The 20,078-nt window shown below is 40.1% G+C and carries 17 protein-coding genes; 10 read left to right on the plus strand and 7 right to left on the minus strand.

The genetic code is table 11. The features are described 5' to 3' along the window. Positions 1-273 precede the first annotated feature (273 nt). Positions 274-1,305 (plus strand): LacI family DNA-binding transcriptional regulator, encoded by a 1,032-nt coding sequence (locus FW757_RS11045; RefSeq protein ID WP_149981804.1) that lies wholly within the window; start codon positions 274-276, stop codon positions 1,303-1,305. A 24-nt stretch (positions 1,306-1,329) separates the two neighbouring features. On the opposite strand, the gene gtfA is transcribed toward FW757_RS11045, so the two are convergent. Beyond that, positions 1,330-2,802, minus strand: coding sequence for a sucrose phosphorylase (gene gtfA / locus FW757_RS11050; RefSeq protein ID WP_182717626.1), 1,473 nt, complete (start codon positions 2,800-2,802; stop codon positions 1,330-1,332). A gap of 177 nt (positions 2,803-2,979) precedes the next feature. Between gtfA and FW757_RS11055 the strand changes: the two genes are divergently transcribed. The 3 genes from FW757_RS11055 to FW757_RS11065 all read left to right on the plus strand — a co-directional run bounded on the left by FW757_RS11055 (position 2,980) and on the right by FW757_RS11065 (position 7,847). Further along, positions 2,980-4,209, plus strand: coding sequence for an MFS transporter (locus FW757_RS11055; RefSeq protein WP_149981806.1), 1,230 nt, complete (start codon positions 2,980-2,982; stop codon positions 4,207-4,209). 167 nt (positions 4,210-4,376) lie between these two features. Further along, complete coding sequence (locus FW757_RS11060) at positions 4,377-6,770, plus strand: TonB-dependent receptor domain-containing protein (RefSeq protein ID WP_182717627.1); 2,394 nt, start codon at positions 4,377-4,379, stop codon at positions 6,768-6,770. A 129-nt stretch (positions 6,771-6,899) separates the two neighbouring features. Continuing rightward, a complete protein-coding gene (locus tag FW757_RS11065) occupies positions 6,900-7,847 on the plus strand; it encodes a carbohydrate kinase family protein (RefSeq protein WP_182717628.1) in 948 nt (315 codons plus the stop codon). A 91-nt stretch (positions 7,848-7,938) separates the two neighbouring features. Here the strand turns inward: FW757_RS11065 and FW757_RS11070 are convergent, their stop codons facing one another. The 3 genes from FW757_RS11070 to FW757_RS11080 all read right to left on the minus strand — a co-directional run bounded on the left by FW757_RS11070 (position 7,939) and on the right by FW757_RS11080 (position 9,778). After that, positions 7,939-8,319: an STAS/SEC14 domain-containing protein gene (locus tag FW757_RS11070; protein WP_182739483.1), complete on the minus strand. Its 381-nt coding sequence runs from the start codon at positions 8,317-8,319 to the stop codon at positions 7,939-7,941. Positions 8,320-8,443: 124 nt separating this feature from the next. Beyond that, positions 8,444-9,136: a cupin domain-containing protein gene (locus FW757_RS11075; protein WP_182831158.1), complete on the minus strand. Its 693-nt coding sequence runs from the start codon at positions 9,134-9,136 to the stop codon at positions 8,444-8,446. A 21-nt stretch (positions 9,137-9,157) separates the two neighbouring features. After that, a complete protein-coding gene (locus FW757_RS11080; protein ID WP_182717631.1) occupies positions 9,158-9,778 on the minus strand; it encodes a glutathione S-transferase family protein in 621 nt (206 codons plus the stop codon). 180 nt (positions 9,779-9,958) lie between these two features. On the opposite strand from FW757_RS11080, the gene FW757_RS11085 reads away from it, so the two are divergent. Further along, positions 9,959-10,477: a TetR/AcrR family transcriptional regulator gene (locus tag FW757_RS11085; RefSeq protein WP_182717632.1), complete on the plus strand. Its 519-nt coding sequence runs from the start codon at positions 9,959-9,961 to the stop codon at positions 10,475-10,477. A gap of 81 nt (positions 10,478-10,558) precedes the next feature. Here the strand turns inward: FW757_RS11085 and FW757_RS11090 are convergent, their stop codons facing one another. Beyond that, entirely contained in the window at positions 10,559-12,022 is a 1,464-nt protein-coding gene (locus FW757_RS11090; protein WP_149981813.1) for a carbon starvation CstA family protein, read from the minus strand. A gap of 244 nt (positions 12,023-12,266) precedes the next feature. Further along, entirely contained in the window at positions 12,267-14,768 is a 2,502-nt protein-coding gene (locus FW757_RS11095; RefSeq protein ID WP_446441214.1) for a S8 family serine peptidase, read from the minus strand. Between the two features lie 591 nt (positions 14,769-15,359). Between FW757_RS11095 and FW757_RS11100 the strand changes: the two genes are divergently transcribed. The 5 genes from FW757_RS11100 to FW757_RS11120 all read left to right on the plus strand — a co-directional run bounded on the left by FW757_RS11100 (position 15,360) and on the right by FW757_RS11120 (position 18,988). Continuing rightward, positions 15,360-16,874 carry a curlin gene (locus tag FW757_RS11100; protein ID WP_182767328.1) on the plus strand — a complete coding sequence of 505 codons (1,515 nt, stop codon included), beginning with the start codon at positions 15,360-15,362 and terminating at the stop codon, positions 16,872-16,874. Positions 16,875-16,907: 33 nt separating this feature from the next. Beyond that, the gene (locus FW757_RS11105) at positions 16,908-17,309 is read left to right on the plus strand and encodes a curli production assembly/transport protein CsgE (RefSeq protein ID WP_145234525.1); all 402 of its coding nucleotides are present in this window, start codon (positions 16,908-16,910) and stop codon (positions 17,307-17,309) included. Beyond that, positions 17,299-17,739 carry a curli assembly protein CsgF gene (locus FW757_RS11110; protein ID WP_149981821.1) on the plus strand — a complete coding sequence of 147 codons (441 nt, stop codon included), beginning with the start codon at positions 17,299-17,301 and terminating at the stop codon, positions 17,737-17,739. The genes FW757_RS11105 and FW757_RS11110 overlap by 11 nt, the downstream gene beginning before the upstream one ends. Then, on the plus strand, positions 17,740-18,513 hold the full coding sequence (locus FW757_RS11115) for a CsgG/HfaB family protein (RefSeq protein WP_145234530.1): 774 nt from the start codon (positions 17,740-17,742) through the stop codon (positions 18,511-18,513). A 97-nt stretch (positions 18,514-18,610) separates the two neighbouring features. Beyond that, on the plus strand, positions 18,611-18,988 hold the full coding sequence (locus FW757_RS11120; RefSeq protein ID WP_182767329.1) for a DoxX-like family protein: 378 nt from the start codon (positions 18,611-18,613) through the stop codon (positions 18,986-18,988). 309 nt (positions 18,989-19,297) lie between these two features. Here FW757_RS11120 and FW757_RS11125 read toward each other — a convergent pair whose 3' ends face one another. Beyond that, entirely contained in the window at positions 19,298-20,011 is a 714-nt protein-coding gene (locus tag FW757_RS11125) for a response regulator transcription factor (protein ID WP_310736214.1), read from the minus strand. Positions 20,012-20,078: the final 67 nt, after the last annotated feature.

Here is a 20,078-nt window from a genome sequence, read left to right on the forward strand (position 1 = left end):
TACTTTATCATCAAAAAGGGTACATATGTAAAGATATAAATGATAAGGCGACTTTGTGAAAAATCACCCAAACAGTAACGTGTGAGTTAGTAAGCTATCAGATATAAAAAAGCCAGTACTTTATTATTAATAACAACCACTTTCTAGTTCATTCTTGTTCCTAATACCTAATTACGTAACTTGCTATACACGCTACAATATAATTAACACTTTGATTTAGCGTGAAATATGGTAATTTATTAGTGAATCGCGTTCACTATCATGAGAAGTCGTATGACCCAAAAAAAACATTGGACATTAAAAAGCATCGCCAAAGAATTAGGCGTTTCTAACGCCACCGTTTCAAATGCATTTAATCGTCCAGATCAACTATCAAAAAGTCGTCGCGAGTCTATTTTATTGGCGTGTAAAGAGCTTGGCTATTTTGGCCCCAATAAAGCAGCGCAGTCATTACGCCGTGGTAAATTTAATATTGTTGCGCTGGTATTACCTGACAGTATTGAGTATATGGTGTCGGATCCTGTGGCCAGTAGTTTTATGCGTGGTGTGGCTTCTATCCTTGAAAAAAACAATATTAACTTATTATTATTTTCGGGAAATAGTCAAAACCTTAACAGCGTATTAGATTTTGTTGATGGCTTTATTTGTTATGGCCGTCCGCGCAATCAATCACTTGTAGATCAATTAAAAATTGTACCCAAACATGTGGTTACCGTTGATTTTGATATTGATCGTAATGCCTCAGTAAACATAGATAACGAACAAGCTAGTTATGAAGTGGCCAAACACGTATTAAAAAGCAGTGCTGATCAGGTCGCTATATTGGGACTGCGGTTATTAGATGAAAATGTATTGTGTCGTGTATATGAGCACCATGAATGCGAAGCAGGTCAATCAATTGCACATCAAAGATTACGAGGTTATCAAAAAGCATTAAGCGAAGTTAACATTACCTTAGGTGACGATAGAACTTGGAATATTCCAGAAAGTAGCGAACGTTATGCAAGCATCGCAGCAAAAGAAGCGCTCAACTGCATACCTAGACCCAATGTATTACTTTGTATGAGTGATCTTATTGCCCTCGCGGCAATTCGCGAAGCAGTTAAAATAGGTATAAAAATACCCCAAGAATTGCGAATTGTTGGATTTGATGGCATTGATGAAGCGCAGCGCTCTATGCCAACATTAACAACTATTCATCAAAATAGTGAAGAAAAAGGAGCATTAGCAGCTAATTTATTTATTAGCAAAAAAGAGCAAAAAGCACTTATCAACTACCAATTACAGTTAGGTCATAGTGGCTGATAAGTGACTGATTGTAAGGTTAACTTAGTTTAACAAATCATTTAGTGAGGTGAGTATTTGCTCATTCCCAGTGCGTGCAATTATTAACGCTTCGCGACGTGCAAAATTAACTTTTAGGACAATTTCACTGTCGTTTAATAGCCACTTTAAAGCACAACTATTGTCATCACCTTCAACACTAAACTCACCTGCAAAGGCACTGTGAGTATTACGTATCTCAATTAATTTTAGTAATCCCTGTACAACAGGCTTTGCAAGAGACTGCGCAATGATATCAGCATCTAAATATGGACGATTAATATCACGACCTACATTTGATTTTGCTAGTAACGCCATATCATTTTCAGCTGCGAATAAGCCACCGTAGTAAACTTGTGGTACGCCGGGTGCAAAAAATTGAATCGCGCGCGCAACTAAATAGTCAAAATCATTTGCGCCTAACGCATTGTAATAAGTGCAATTTACTTGGTACAAGTCGACATTACTGGCAGCAGCCCCAGTTGCTTGGCGGCTTTGGTTATTGCTATTTGCATGAATAGTTTCAACTAGATTATCAATTTGCGCTGCATTTAATAATCCTGGCTTATCACCCATTGGACCCGCATCAATAATACCAATGCCATCATGGGTATCGAGTACTGTTAAGCAATTACGTGGTGAAATATTTAACCACTTTACAAGTGCATCACTGTTATTGGTAAATAAGCTGTGCAAAATCAATGGTGGTAATGCGAAGTCATAAACCATATTGACCCGCTTTGCGACGTCAACTTGAGTTTGATAATGGCTGTGGATTTCAGCAATTGTTTCCATACCCAATGCATTAGCTTGCGCCGATAACTTATCTAAATAATCAAACGTTTCATCTAGCATAAAGCAGTTTGTGCCGGCTTGCTTAATCGCGTAACCCGCCGCATCTAAACGAATAATATTAACGTTATTAGCAGAGAACTTCGTTAATACATTATTTAAATACGCAATGCCCGCAGCAACTTTAACATTAATGTCGATTTGATTATCGGTAAACGTGGTCCAAAAATCATACGTTTGACCATCGCCACATGGCATTGGAGTAAAACAACTGCCAGGGCGCGGGCGATAAATCGCTTTTTGCTCGGCGTCGCTCATGCCATTTGGAAAGACATCTTCTTTAGTTAAAAATAAATCCCAAAACGAAGATGCTTTGCCTTTTGCCAGTACGTCCTGAAACTGAAAAGATTGCGCCGATACGTGGTTTACAATCAAATCGGCCATCAGATCATAGTCTGCGCCTAACACTTGAATGTCTTGCCAAGTACCGATCCGTTCATCCACGGCACTATGATCAATAGGGTCAAAGCCTGCATCACTACCATCAATTGGATTATAGAAGGGCAATAGGTGCACACCTCCAAATACGCCGTGTAATGGGCCATTTAAAAGTGTGGTCAATGCGTTGATATCTTGACCAGTGATCCGATCAGCGTATGTGATCAATTGAACTTTATTCTTCATCATTGTGTGATTACCATGTTGAAACTTAATCGATTAAGATATATCTTTAACTAGCGAGTGAGAATTTACAAGTAATTTTTAATAATTTTACATACAAAAATCGTGGCTTACGTAATACTACAATAAGTAACTAACTGACTTACTGAGTGTTAACTGAGCATTTAACGAGGAAAAAAGTACATGACAAAATCACACACACACGTAAGCAGCGACCCGTTGCAACAAATACGCTGGCTTACATATATGATGTTTTTTATGTTTGCCATGACTTCTGATGCGGTGGGCATGATCATACCTGAACTTATTAAAGAGTTTGGTTTAAGCATGACCCAAGCAAGCGCGTTCCATTATGCACCTATGGCGCTAATTGCTTTTAGTGGATTGTTTTTAGGTTTTTTAGCAGACAGTTTAGGGCGTAAAACAACCATCATGCTAGGCCTTTTAATATTTTCGGCGAGCTGTTTCTTGTTTGCGTTTAGCACCAGCTTTACCTTCTTTTTATTGCTACTTTGCTGCATAGGCTTAGCCATTGGTTTATTTAAAACGGGTGCGCTTGCGTTACTTGGTGATATTTCACATAGTAACGAAGATCACACTAAAACGATGAATAAGGTAGAAGGCTTTTTTGGCATAGGCGCCATTGTAGGGCCAGCTCTAGTAGGCGTCTTACTGGTGCAAAATGTAAGCTGGACTTACCTGTACATTATTGCAGGTGTAATGTGTTTAATTCTCGCTTTACTAGCGTGGCGTGCAGACTACCCAGCCGTTGTAAAAACCACAGCAAAGCCCACTTCGCTTGCCACCACCATGAAAATGATCAAAAATCCGTATGCGCTAGGTTTTTCTCTGGCAATTGCCCTTTATGTGGCCACGGAGGTTGCTATTTATGTATGGATGCCTACGCTGTTAAAAGATTACACTGGCTCTTGGCCACTACTTGCAACCTATGCATTGACAATATTTTTTGTACTGCGTGCCGCAGGGCGATTTATTGCCGTATGGTTACTAAACCGCTATAGCTGGCAAGGTGTTATGGCCTATTTAAGCTTAGGCATTGCGCTGTGTTATGTCGGTACATTATTCGGTGGCGTTGATTGGGCTGTGGGTTTATTGCCGCTTTCGGGGTTATTTATGTCGATGGTTTATCCGACTTTAAACTCTAAAGGTATATCCTGCTTTGCAGTGCAACAGCACGGTGCTGTGGCGGGCGTGATATTATTTTTTACCGCACTTTCGGCGGCTTTAGCACCCTTGTTCATGGGTATGATCAGCGATTACTTTGGCCATGTGCGTTACGGTTTTTATTTAGCTACGGGCTTTGCTGTCATTTTATTTTTAGCTATGCTGTTTAATTATTTTAAAGATCCATCAGCAACGGCTTTACAGCAAGATAACCCTGTAACTGAGTAAACCTATATTCTAAGACAATAAAAAATACTTTATAAATCAATGAATGAATAAAAAAAGAGCAAATTAAGCACAAAATAATTTGCTTCTTGTAAAATATTTGTTATTTTTACTTAATCGATTAAGTAAAAATACAAATCCAATTGGGTTCAACACAACGAGGCGTAACCATGACAACACACAACACACCTTTATATTTAATCAGTGCATTAGCACTTGCCGTAAGCCAAGGCGTACATGCGCAACAACAAGATCAAAATTCTCAAGTACAAGCTAACAAAGGTCTTGAAACAATCGTTGTAACTGGTGTACCACGTCGTACAACGATTATGGCATCAAGCGTATCAGTCAGTAGCTTGTCGCTTGAACAGGTTGAAGTGTCTACACCTCGCTCAACCGCTGAGGCGTTTAGAATCATTCCGGGTATTCGCGCAGAATCGACCGGTGGTGAAGGTAACGCAAACATTGCTGTGCGTGGTTTACCTGTGGCATCTGGCGGTGCGAAATTTTTACAATTACAAGAAGACGGTTTACCTGTACTGCAATACGGTGATATCGCTTTTGGTAACGCTGATATTTTTATGCGCTTAGATAATACAGTACAAACAATCGAATCAATTCGTGGCGGCTCAGCATCGACGGCTGCAAGTAATGCACCTGGTGGCATTATTAACTTTATTTCTAAAAATGGTGAAAACGAATCAGGCAGCGTATCAACTACTCTGGGCCTCGATTACGATAGCGTTCGTACAGACTTTGAATACGGTACTTACCTAAGCGATAGTGTACGTTTTCATGTCGGTGGCTTTGTTCGCCAAGGTGAAGGTCCACGCGAAACAGGTTACACATCAAATAAAGGCGGGCAAATTAAAGCCAACCTAACCAAAGATTTTGAAAACGGCTATGTTCGAATTTATTACAAGCATTTAGATGATAAAAGCGTAGGTTACTTACCGATGCCAATGTATGCAAATGGCGATTCTATCCCTGGGTTTGACGCACAATCGGATACACCACACTCGGCATTATTTACAAAAACAGTGCGTCTAAACGGCGAAAACCAAATTAGCAGTGGCGATATTCGCGACGGTATGAACCCTAACGTTGACTCAATTGGCTTTGAAGCAGTATTTGACTTAGATAATGATTGGCGTATCGAAAACCGTTTTCGTAAATCATCTGTAAGCGGTAACTTTAATTCACTTATTCCTGCTGAAGTAGGCAGTGCAACGTCGATTGCAGAAAGTATTGGCGGCGCAGGTGCAACACTCAGCAATGCAAATACTGGGGCTGCATTTAAAGACAATTTAGCAATGCGTATTCATACGTTTGACGTCACAATGAACGACTTTGACTCTATTGTGAACGACTTTAAATTGACTAAATCGCTCGATGACGACACCAGTATTACGTTTGGTTACTACGCATCAACGCAAAACATTGCCATGTCGTGGTTATGGAACTCTTATCTAATGGAGCTTAAGGGCGATAACGCAGCCTTATTAAATGTCACAGCTGCCGATGGTACTGAGTTTTCTGAAAATGGTTTATACGCATACGGAACACCTTTTTGGGGTAACTGTTGTCAGCGTGATTACGACACAGAATACGACACTCGCGCCCCGTACGTTGCATTTTCTACAAAACTTGGCGATGTAAGTATTGATGCAAGTGCCCGTTACGATAGTGGCGAAGCTCGCGGTAATTACGCAGGTGCAGTAACCTCTACAGTTGATATGAATCGTGATGGTGAAATATCCGTTCCTGAACAAAATGTTGCAGGCATTGATATTACTAATGCCAGCCCAGTTAACTACGACTGGAACTACACATCTTATTCAATTGGTGCTAACTATCAAATTGACCCAAGTCTGGCAACATTTGCTCGTATCAGTAAAGGCGGACGAGCGAATGCTGACCGACTTTTATTTGGTAAAATACGTGCAGATGGCTCTGTTGCGAAAGAAGATGCTGTAGATGAAGTTAATCAATATGAGTTTGGGGTTAAAAAACGTTTTGATTCCTTCTCTGTATTTGCAACTGCTTTTTATGCAGAAACTGAAGAGCAAAATTTTGAAGCTACATCACAAACCTTTTTCGACCGTGAATACGAAGCCAAAGGGATTGAGATTGAATCAACTTACTTCATCGATGCGTGGGATTTTCGCGGTAACTTAACCTGGACCGATGCTGAAATCGTTAAAGATGCACTAACACCGGAAGTAGAAGGTAATACGCCTCGACGCCAAGCAGATTTAATTTACTCACTAATGGCGCGTTATAGCTACGAGAAAGGTGCAGCTGGTGTAAGCTTTATTGGTACTACCGATGCATACGCTCAAGACAACAACGACCTTAAATTTGATGGTTACACCCAAGTAAATGGCTTTGTAAGCTACGATTTATCTGAAAACCTTAGCATCGCGCTTAATGTAAATAACCTATTTGATACAGTCGGTATTACTGAAGCCGAAGAAAGTTCTATCCCAGATAATAATATTATTCGTGCCCGCACTATTAACGGCCGCACAACGTCACTAACACTTAAATACCTATTTAATTAACCGAGCTTTAGTATTTTTAAGCGCTGAATAATGTATTTTCAGCGCTTGATCTCCTAACATCTATTTACCTTGAAAGACTCTCCCACTACTTTTGACCTAGCCCTTGCTAGGTTTTTTAGGATTTACAATATGACCAAATTACTTAGCCTTGGCGAGCTGCTTATTGATATGCTGCCGCAAGATTCTCAAAACAGTGCTTATTTGCCCATTGCTGGCGGCGCTCCTGCCAATGTAGCGGTAGGTTATGCCAAACTGGGCGGCAAAGCGGCTTTTTGTGGCGGTATGGGCGATGACTATTTTGCTAAACAATTAAGTAAATCGCTTGCGCAATATAAGGTAAGTACAGAGTACTTATTTACAATTAAAGACTCTCAAACGGCCGTGGTTATTGTCAGTTTGGATGAAACCGGTGAACGCAGCTTTAATTTTTATCGCCACAATACCGCCGATTTACTGTTAACGAGTGAGCATTTAAACCATATCAAATGGGATGAATTGAGTACCCTACACTTTTGTTCCAACACGTTAACTAATTTAGCCATTGCGCGCACCACGATCAATGCTTTAAAGCTGGCTAAAAAGAACCATAAGCTAGTCAGCTTTGATGTGAATTTACGCTATAGCTTGTGGCAAAATAGCAATGACATTGAGCAAAATGTACACGCGTGTTACGCCTATTGCGATATAGTTAAGCTATCGCGGGATGAGCTAAATTTTTTAGCTGAGCAAACACAGCAAACACCTGATGATTACTTGCAATCGATTCTAGATACGGATGTTAGCTTAGTGTTTTTAACCGATGGTCCCGCGCCTGCAACCGTTTACCATAACGCATTTGCATTTACTGAAGCTGCACCAATTATTACGGCGGTTGATACCACCAGTGCGGGCGATGCGTTTATTGCCGGGGTTTTGTATTATTTAAATCATAATGATGAAAATATATTGCTCACGGATAAACTCAACAATCAGCAAATAGTAAAACGCGCTTTAAATTTCGGCCTTCGCTGTGGTTCAAAAGCCTGTTTAGCCAAGGGAGCATTTCCCGCATTACCAATGTTAGTTGATGTAGTTTAAAAGATTAAAGCCCATGTTAATGCCAGTTAATTAGTATTGACTGGCATGAAACAATAACAGCGCTTGGTATTTACAGTATTTTATAAATACCCTACTCTTCTAGCCACTCAATTGCAGCTGTCGCATTTTCAAAATAGGCCATTTCACCTGATACAACGCGGTTTCCTATTTTAGCAATATTGGACTGCCATTTTTTATTGCCATAAATAGCAACTTTTTTCAGCTCTTTATTGTGTTTTATACCTAACTTTAAATCATCCCATGCGGCTCTAAAGCCACCGCCCTGAAACTCGATACTATCAATGAGTACATTTATTATTGGCTGTTTTACTTGCGATAAGGCTGAATCAATCATCGGGGGGATGGTTTTATAATCTTCGTGAGTAAGCTTGCCAACCGCTTTTAAGGTTAAGAAAAACTCACGGCCTGCGCCTTCAATATCAATAGATAAACCATGGTTTAAATGTGTCATAACTTAGTCTCATTTATACGTTAAGGTTTGAGAATACGTTAAGTTAGATTAATAAATTATGAAGCAAATCAAAATACAGCTGGAAAAGTAAAAAGTGAGCATTTGCTCACTTTTTATATAAGCTTTAAGGGTTTTCCAAGCGATGAATTTGCTTATCTGCATCCGTTAAATGACCTGTTTTAAGCCAAGCTTTTGCGCCTTCACTGCCTGCTTTAGCATTAACCATGCTGTTTATGGGAACTCTTAACCAACTGTTTTTTACAAGTGTATCGCCCTGCTCTTCAAGTGAACCTTCAAGTACTAAAAGCTCAGCCCCACCGGGTGCATTTATCGCTATCTCGGCGTTCGCTTTAAAATGCATTAAACTCACCTCTTCAAAGGCGTCTTTATAAAGAGGAGCTACATTTACATCACTAAACTCAGCGTGAGGAACACCTTGCATGGTATTAGTTTGTAAACGTACATGCTCTCTGTCCTCTGGCTGAAACTGCCATAATTTTACAAATATAACGCAGCCGCTTTCGGAGCCTGGAGTATGCTTTGATTCGGGCGGATTACGAATATAAGAACCCTTGGGGAAATCACCATGTTCATCTTGAAAAACACCTTCAAGCACAATAAATTCTTCACCGCCGGTATGTGTATGGGCAGAAAAATGGCTATTTGGCGCATAACGTACAATGCTGGTTGCGCGTGCAACCTCATCGCCTACTCTATCAAGTGGACGCCTATCAACACCCGCCATCGGTGACGCTATCCACTCGAGTGATTCACTGTGCACGACAACACGTTTGCTAAAGTCTGCTGCAATTTTCATATTTGCCTCCAAATTATAAATCTATTTAGCAATACTTGGACGCTGCGCGACCTTTTGTTGCCATGCAATTAAATGTGATAGCTCACTTGGAATAACAATTTGTGCAAAGCCTGCAAACACCAGACCGGCGTACAAAGTAATATCTGCAACAGTAAATTGCTCACCGGCAACATAAGCAGAATTGGCTAACACTGTATTAAAATAAACAAAACCTTGGTGCGCTTTTTCACCTTGCTTTGCTCCCCAAGCAACATTTTGATAGGTTTCAAGTGCTGGGCCTAAACCATCCGTTGCATGATGAAAGTAACTGGCTACCGCATCAAGGACCATTGACTCCGCACGCTTTTGCATCATATTAATCACCGCGCGTTCTTTTGCCTCAATACCCGTTAATGAAGGGCCAGCAAAAGTGGTATCAATATATTCAGTAATCGCGGTGCATTCCGCTATATATGTCCCGTCATCTAGCTCTAAAACAGGCACGCCTGCTAAGGGGTTTTTAGCTAAAAAGGCTTCAGTACGATGCTCACCATTTAATAAATCAACAGCAACAAATTCAACTTTGTCAGTCGCATTTTTTTCAGCAAGAGCAATACGTACACGTAATGGATTAGGAAAGTTTTCTACGTCATAAATTTTCATAATTATCTCTTTATATTTTTAACCACAGTTTGAACTAATATTGGTAAGATCAAGCCCGCCTACCTACTGATAGGTAACTTATATTAAGATCTCGATCTTTGCAAACTAAAAATAAAAGAGCTTGAAAATAACTACCTACTGGTTGATAATTTTTTGCAGCGATATGAAGGAAGTTTTAAAATGACAAAAAAAGCAGCCCTGTTAAAAGCAGCAGAAAATAAGGTTAGACTTGGTGGCTATAGCAATTTTAGCTTTAGAGAGTTGGCGAATGAAATTGGTATTAAAAGTGCGAGTGTGCATTATCATTTTCCAACCAAAGCTGATTTAGGTGCTGAACTCGCGCATCAATATACGGATGCCTTTATCGCTGTGCTTGGCGAACCGGAGGCACACAAAGCAAACGGTAAAAACCCTATTGATATTTACACGCAATTATTTACAAACGCGTTAGTTATAGATAAAAAGATGTGTTTATGTGGCTTACTTGGCGCACAAAGTGACAGTCTTCCTGATAAAGTGCGCGATGAAGTAAAACGCTTTTTCATTAAAAACTTAGCCTGGTTAACTCAAGCACATAAAATAAATGGAGAGCTTAATCCTGAACGTGCCGCGATTAAAACAGTGAGTTTATTAGAGGGTGCGATGATGATCAGTAACACCCTTGACGATATTAGTTACTTTGAACAAGCCATTTTCTAACAGGCATTACGTCACTTTAGAACTATAAAAAAAAGCGAGCTTTACAGCTCGCTTGTTACGTCATTAATACACTGCAGTGTATTAATTTACACGCACTTTATGTTTTGAATGTACTATAGCTAGTGCAATAAATCCTACCACAGCAACCACAACACCAATTGGTTTGCCCATATCACTTGATAAGTTAAGGCCAATTGCAGCGGTCATGATGTACGATAACGTAACGGCTGTAGCTATTACTGCAGGAATACTCGCAATCCAATGGAATGTTCCACGGTCAAATAAGTACTTAGTCGCAAGCCATAACACACTCGTAGAAAGCAGCATGTTTGAAAATGCGAAGTAGCGCCAAATAACAGAGAAATCGAGTTTTGTCATAAAGTATGCGATTGCTAAAATTGGCACCGCAAGCAATAAACGATTACGCAAACTTTGCGGAATATTAAACGCATCAACCACGGTTAAGCGCAGTGAACGAAACGCCGTATCACCTGAGGTAATTGGGAATACTGCTACTGCAATAATCGCCATAATTCCACCAAACACACCTAAATAACTGTTTGCTATATGATTAACCACTAAACCTGGGCCGCCTAAATCAAGCATTGCTTTTAAACCTGCATAGCCTTCTGGGAACGCAGCAATACCAGCCAGTGCCCATACACAACCAACAATACCTTCACACATCATTGCGCCATAATAAACTGGACGAACGTATTTTTCGTTAGTTAAGCAACGTGCAATAATTGGTGCTTGCGTAGAGTGAAAACCACTAATCGCACCACAGGTTATGGTAATAAACAATAATGGCCAAGTAGGTAATCCATCTGGATTTGGAGTTAAAAAGTCGTGGGCATGATCAGCTTCAAAATACGCTAAAAAATCACCTGCTACTGGTAAATGCGGCGCATTAATTAACAGTGATACAGCAATTGCAACTGTCATCACAATCATTAATAAACCAAAAACAGGGTAAAATTTAGTAATGATTTTATCAATTGGCAGTAAAGTAGCTAAAAAATAATAGGCCAAAATTGCCAAAACCCAAAAGGTATTATTGGCAAATATAGTATCTTTAAATACGTCTAAGTTACTTAATAATCCAGCGGGGCTCATTATGAATACCACGCCGACAAAAAACAGTAACATCGCCGTAAATATTAACATAAAGCCTTTAAATACAACGTTATAATATTTACCTGCAATTTCTGGTAAGCTTTTGCCATCCTCTTTGATACTCATAACACCTGAGTAAAAGTCGTGTACAGCTCCACCTAATACATTACCGAGTACGATCCAGACCAAAGCAATTGGTCCATATAGAGCACCTAGAATAGGGCCAAATATTGGGCCTACCCCTGCAATATTTAAAAACTGAATTAAAAACGCACGAACAGGATGAATTGCAACATAGTCAACACCTTCGCTAAAGCGTTTTTGTGGTGTATCAATGGTGGCGTCCATACCAGCTTGTTTTTCTACAAAGGGACTGTAGAACTTGTAACCTAATATTAAAATAGTCAGGCAGATAAAAAAGATGATCATAAGCACGTTTCTCTTTTTGTATTATAGAGCGCGTTGTCAGTCGCCCCGAATTTCAAACTATGGGTAATCGTTGAACGTTAGCAGAGCCTGTTAAAATCCACAATACGACTATCTGATAATATTATTAGATGTTTGAAGTGCCGAGTTTAACTATCAGGAACAATATAGTAGGCAATAAAAAAGCCTTGCAGGGGAACAGCAAGGCTTGGGACTTCACGGGGAATTATTTAAATGTTAAGTGCACTTATTCAAATGTCACTGTTACGATATTTGAACATACATCTGCTGTAACACAAACTTGGTAATCATAGGCTGGCAAAGTTGCATTACGTAAGAAGTCACGGTGACGGCCGTTATCAGTCGTTGTTCCTACAAACTCACCATTACGATATACATTAAGTGACTGAGCACCCACTTGTTCCCAGCTAAGATCAACACGCATAGTATTAAGGCGTGTTTTATTGGCACGTACCAAACTCAACTCTATCTCAACATCACTCACAACCACGGTTTGCGTTGTTGTATCAGTATTGCCTTCGCTATCAGTAACCGTAAGGCTAACGTCATAATTACCTGCTTGTGCATAGGTATGAGCGGGGCTTGCATCGGTTGACGTTGCACCATCACCAAAGTCCCAGCTCCACTGCGTGATATCATCATTTGCATCACGGCTGCTGTCTGTAAAGCTCACAGAAAGACCTTGTGCATCAAACTCAAAACCGGCCTCTGGTGGCTGCGGGCTGACTTCACCAATGGCACTAAATGTAAGTGACCAATTATTCAGCGTACCTGTATCTGCTGCATAGGTATCTTCAATATGTAATACCCAATCACCCGTTGCCACTTCACCATTAAAATCAGCTAAAGAGTAGCTTTGAACTATATCATCTGCGCTACCGCCTGATTGACTATGTAATGTAGAGCTTGTTCCGCTAGGCGAAGTTAACGTAACGATTAAATCACCAATGTAAGTATGTGAAATATCAATACTCGCTTGAGTTGCAAAAACAGTCAGTGGATCATTTACGGTGATCACAGAATCAACACCGTCAACATTGTTATCGGGGATTGCTACTGCGGTATCATTCGTATAGGTAAAATCATTTAAGCCAACAGGATCAACTAATAAGCTTACTGACTTCTGCTTAGCCAACTCGCCAGAAGATGCATTTACGCTAAAGTCATAGCGCCCCCATTGTGTTGACTCTTGAGTTGGCACACTAAGTATCACCACATCACCAGGCGTTGCAGTGTTTGCTGATAAACTAGCACCAGCTAAATCGCCAATTAATTCAAGATCTACAACCCCTTGCCACTGGGCAATTGAGCCAATTTCAAATGTATATGTTGCCGTTTCACCGGCAGTGATCTGCTGAGCTGTTGGTGTAACAGATAGTTTAAAGCTTGGTGTAGGGTCTGCCTGCTCAAGAGCTTGATTAGCGTTTAAGCGTTTGCCCGATACGGTCTTCCCTGCCAGTTGTGCATTATCATCGCCACTATCCATAAGCAGCTGTTTAAGCTCACTTGTTGATAAGTCAGGATTGAGTGATAGTACCAAAGCAGCGACACCCGCAACATGCGGTGTGGCCATTGATGTACCAGAGTAAGTGGCATAACCATTACCCGGTACGGTTGATAAAATAGCGCTCCCTGGTGCGGCTAAATCAACACTGGTTAAACCCCACTGTGAAAAGTCTGACATATTATCGTTACGATCAGTGCTGGCCACTGACAACACGCTTTCATGCTCATAATTGGATGGATAATGTGGATTTTGATCATTATCAACGGCGTCATTACCTGCAGCGGCAACAAATAAAATGTCAGCTTGTTCGCTGGCGGTTATCGCATCAGCAAGCGCTTGGCTAAAGCCACCACCGCCCCAACTATTATTTAGTACGCGAACATTTACACCCGCATTTTTCAGACTCACCATATAGTCAATACACTTAATAGCGTCGGATGTAGAGCCACTGCCTGATGCATCTAAGAACTTACAACCAACAATCGCCGCTTCATGATTAACACCCACAACACCATTATTGTTATTACCTGCAGCGCCGATTGTCCCTGAGACATGCGTACCGTGACCTTGGTCATCCATTGGGTCGCCAACATTTGTAATGGCATTAATACCATGCACGTCATCAATGTAGCCATTACCATCATTATCGATGCCATCGCCTGCGATTTCATTCGGATTTATCCACATATTTGCCGTTAAATCACTATGACTGTGATCTACACCAGTATCGATAACGCCCACAACGACATCTTTACCACCTGTTGTAATTGACCATGCTTCGAGTGCATCTATATCCGCATCGGCCGTTCCACCAGATTGGCCTTCATTGTGTAATCCCCACAACTTTGAAAAATCAGGGTCATTAGGAGCCGTAGCAATGCTCACGCGATAATCTGGCTCAACATATTCAACCGCTGCATGTGTTTGCAGTAATTTAATTGCTTGCTTGGTGCTCATGCCAATTACTTCAAACTTAGCTAGACGACCAGATAAAATCGACGAATAGTTATCATCAACACCATCTTTATTTAAATCACTTACTTTAGCTTTTACTAAACTGCGGGCTTGACTTCGCATTGCCACAGAAGTGCCTTTTTTATACATAACAAGCAATGAGTCTTGAGAAGCTCGTGCTGAAGGCTCTGCAGCAATGGTTGTTACTTGTGCTGCAGCTAAACATGGCAAAATAGCCAAGCTTAAAATAGATAATTTAGTTTTCATATTTTGTATCCATAGTTAGAAATATTAACTTAGCTTTGTTACTAAGTTTCGCTAACTTCACTACTTTTGAAATATCACTGGCAAGCACCATAAATGACAGAGAAAACCTAAACCAGACAAGAAAAATTCAATAAATTACTAAAAAACCAGTCTTTAACACTGTTTTTAACGGTCAATTTATTAACAACACAATCGTTTTTATGAGTAATTAGCGCTCAGTAGATGCCTTACTCGCCTCATCTTTTATTACCAGATTATTCAACATTCCAAGCTGATTACGGTGGAAAACAAGTAAGCAATTGAAAAGAAAGTAGATTAAAAATCATAAAAAGAGATGATTTCGAATATTACGTTTACACAATAAAGTTAACCGTCAATTGGTAGCAGTGCGTAAGTAAAAAAGCATTAATTGCATAAAACACAACACTGCATATCAATATAATTCTTCACTCACTTTTGTATGAGTGAGCTTTTTGCTCTTGATATCACAAAACTTAAATCGGCAAGGCATGCCGAACAAACTATGCAGAACATTAAGGTATCCACAACCCATTAATGACTGCTCTAATAATTATAAGTTAAGGAAAAATCATGAAGTTAAATAAATCTTTATTGACATGTGCAATCGCAGTTGCATTAAGTTCAAGCTTTGTTGCACACGCAAATATCGACGATAAAAACCAATCAACCTCTGTATTAGCAAGTCAAGTGTCAACTACTGCGGTAGGCAATGTCCTCACTATTGAACAAACATCATTGCAAGGTATGGGTAACGATGTAATGGTCACGCAACAAGGTGATGGCCTTGAAGCAAACGTAACAAGTTTAGGCGATAACAACAGCATTAATGTTGATCAAAAACAAATTCAAAACTTGTCTTTAACGTACGTAATAGGCGATAACAACACCCTAAGTCACAGCCAAGATGGTGAAGTTAATGGCGCTCTATCAGACATAACAGGCGATGATAACTCAGTCAATGTTGTGCAGTTTGGCACGGGCTTTTTTGGTATTAATAACGAAGCGATTAACGTAGTTCAAGGTGATGCTAACGACATTGCAGTTACTCAGCAAGATGGCGGCCATTGGTTTTATAATTTGGATTTGCAAGGTAATAGCAACAAAATTAGCGCATCTCAAGCAGGCCTTTTAAATGAAGCAACGCTGGCAACTATTAGTGGTGACGAAAACACCATTGAAGTTACTCAAAACGGCTTGTTTAACGCTTTTACACTTACTGAACTCGTTGGTAATACGAATGAAGTAGTAATAGCACAAGAAGGTAATTTCAACGGCGTTACGGTTACTTCTGTTCGCGGCGATGAAAACAGCTTAGAAATCGAACAAGCGGGTGATTCAAATACTGCGACTTTTGCAAGTGTTGAAGGAAACGAAAACACCCTATCAATCGACCAAGAAGGTAATACCAATACCTTCACATCTGAGTTATTTGCCGGTAATGACAATCAAGTTTCGGTTGATCAACAACAAGATAATAATCAAGTTGGGGCTGATGTATTAGGTGATAACAATGAACTCACTGTTATGCAAAATGGCTCAATGAACGAGACCTACTTGGGCACAATTGGCGCTGACAATGAATTCTCAAGCGTTCAAATTGGTAACGAAAACAGCGCTCACATCGCTAATTTTAATGGTCAAGGCAACGACGTTGATTTAGCTCAAGCCGGTGACATGAATACCGCTTTAATTCAATCTTCGTACCCTGACACATCGCTTACTTCAAACGATAATGACATTAATATCAGTCAATTAGGCAGCACAAATGAAGCAACATTAACCTTTGCAAGTGTGCTAAATAGTAATAACAATAGCGTTGATTTTAGCCAAAGTGGCGATCTGAATGCGATTGATTTAGTTATGGAAGGCAGCAACCATTCTATTGATATTTCGCAGCAAGGCGATATGAATATGGTAGCAGGTATCGATACGGGTGCATTTATCGTTGGTGGTGACAACATCAACTTCACAGTCACACAAGTAGGCAATGGCAACTTAGTTGAAGGTGCTATTACCGCTTCTAACACTTCAGTCGTGATCACCCAAGTGGGCGATTACAACACAGCAACTGTGAGCCAAGAATAAGGATATTGGGGGGCACGTCCCCCCATATTAAACATGACATTAGTTAGAACGCTTATTACCGCGCTAAGCCTGCTTTTTTTAACTACCTTTAGCCACTTATCTCAAGGCGCTGACGAATTAGAAATAGATGGCCTAGTGCTCGATCGCAGCATTAGTCGCTTTGGTCACCAGTTTTATTTTGAATTTTCAAACCTTTGGCGCGACCTACCCTCAACCGCTGGTTTTAATATAGAAATAAAAGAGACCGTACTTCCTCGGGCTGGCACAAAACTGACCTTAGTAATGAATAATCAAATTGTATATGTAACCTATTTAGGGCGTCGCTTGGAGCCTATTGATGAGCGTGTAGAACACGCTTTATACAGTGTTATGGATGCGATGGCGCGCTCTAATTTACATAAAGCTTCGCCCGATATGGCAAAAAATGGATGGTAAAATGGCCCCCTACTCAAGAAAATATATAACAACAATTATAATGATATTACTCCCCTTATCTGTATCTGCAACAGAGCTTGTGTATACCCCCATTAATCCAAGTTTCGGAGGTAGTCCACTCAATGCCAGTATGCTATTAAATAAAGCGCAAGCGCAAAATAAACATAAAGCACCAATAATTGAACAAAGCTACGCTGAGAAATTTCAAGATTCTCTAGAACGTACCTACTTAAACCGCATGGTAAGAGAGATCACTGATATTGCCTTTGGTGAAGATATAGATGAAAGTATTTTTAACCAAGATTCAATTTTTTTAAGTGGTGATTACGAAATTCAAGTGATCACCAGTACCGTAGATTCAATTACAGTGCGAATAACCAACACCACTGACAACAGTGTCGTGGTCATTGAAGTACCGAGGTTTAGCTAAATGAAAGCGCTATTTATTGCAGTACTTACCCTGGCATTATCCGCATGCAGTAGCATGGGCAATTTGATCCCACCTTCGCAACAGTTGGCCGCAAGTTTAACCCCCACTGAAACCTTTAAAGCACTTCAACAGTTACCAACACCTGCTGGCAGTATCGCTGTATCGGTATATTCTTTTCGTGATCAAACGGGGCAATATAAACCGCAAGGCAATGTTAGTTCATTTTCAACCGCCGTCACTCAAGGGGCTAATTCCATCTTAATACAAGCGCTACACGAATCTGATTGGTTTATTCCGGTTGAACGTGAAGGTTTGCAAAATATTCTGACTGAAAGAAAAATTATTCGTGCCGCCCAAGCCGAACAGCCAAATGCTGTTGAATTACCACCACTAACCACCGCTAAAATCATTTTAGAAGGCGGTATAATTAGCTACGACACCAATGTAAAAACCGGTGGTTTTGGCATGGAATATTTTGGCATCGGCGCGTCAGAACTCTACCGCGAAGATGCAATCTCGATTTACTTACGTGCCGTAGACGTGCGTACTGGGCAAGTATTATTGTCCGTAGCCACCAGCAAAAAAGTGCTCAGCCAAGAGATGCGCGCAGGGTTCTTCCGTTATGTTAGTTATAAACGTTTAGCCGAAGCCGAAGCGGGTTTTAGTGATAACGAACCGATGAGCATTTGCGTAACCCAAGCAATTGAAAAAGCCCTCAGTGATCTAGTCATCAAAGGCATAGATAAAGGCATATGGGCAACAAAGCGTAGTTAATTAAACACTTAACATGATTGCTTTGGTAAATAGTTAATTCATTTACTAAGGCCACATGCTAATCTCTAAAATTAATCTTGCTTGAAAAGGAAGCTGTATGTCATCAGTCCAAATTGCCCGATATATCATTAGTTTTAGCTGGTTATACCACGGCATATTTCCAAAACTTGTGCATATTGCCCCGCTTGAAAAACTAATAACTGCAAGCCTTGGCTTTTCAGAATCGATGTCTTATTTAATCACTAAATCGGCGGGGGTCGGCGAGGTCGCCTTCGCTATACTGCTATTTATATATTATCAATCTAAAATAATCATTGTTTTAAATATCATTGCATTAGTTGGGTTACTATTCTTTGTTGCTGCGCTACAACCACAACTTTTAGTTGAAGCATTTAACCCCGTGACTACAAACTTGCCAATTATTGGCCTAAGCTTAGTGCTATTAAATTGCCTAAAGGCTCAGCCCAATAACTAAGTTGGGAAAATAATCCAATGGTAATTACCGATTGAGTGCTATATAAAACAAAGGTTTTACGTGCTCTGAGATCTGTTTGGCTAAAGCTGCAAACTCACTGTCGTCGGCTCTTTCACAATCGTGAGATGATAAATTTCAAAAACATACCTGTTCGCCCCACTCCCTCTAGCGCAGAGTCAAAAATGCCAAGGCACCTTGTCTTCCCAAACAGGATGATAAGGTGCCTTACCTGAAACAATATCACAAAATATGCAGTTACTAATGGTCCATCCTACTGATTATAATTGGGCGTATATTATGTTTGATTTGTCAGTCATGCAACGGTAACCGTACCGCCATATAGCGCTGTGCCCAATTAGATAGCTCAATACGATTTCGTGAGTTGGTTTTTTTAAATGCGCTATAAAGGTGTGTTTTTACGGTGTGATCACTGATATTTAACCGCTCTGCGATACTATGATTATTCGCCCCTTGTGCGAGTAAATGGATCACTGACTTTTCACGTTTGGTTAGATTTGCTAGTGCTTCATGTTCACTATCAGCATCGTAGTTAGAATGTGGCTCAAAACGACTTACCATGGCGAGCACTTCATTAAATGTAGAAGAAATAATCTTGCGACTGAACCAGAGTTCATCATTAATGATCCGCATTAATCCGGTAAATACGTCTTCAGGAAGATCATTGTTATAAAAAACTCCCTTAAAGTTATTAAGTAATAAGTTTTTTTCACAAATAGCGTCAGAATGCGCATTAAACACAATTACAGGTTTCACTTTGGCTAAGGCTAATAAGTCTGCTGGTATTAAATTTTGCCAATTGCAGCCGCTGCTATCAATTAAGAAAAGATCAAACTCATTACGGTTGTCATTATGGGGGAGACTGTCGTCCATTTTTACTTTACTAAAAAATGCATCTAGCGTTTTAATTAAGTATGGATAACACTGTGAACGAACTGGCATTTTAAATACGGTTTTGATAAATACGGAGGTTGGTTGAATCATTGCATCTCGTCCTTGAAACATTTCGTTCACAATACCTAAAACAACTCCAATGTTCAACCTATTTTACTCAAATCTATTGATTTATAAA

This window comes from Pseudoalteromonas sp. 1181_04, from assembly GCF_052850545.1.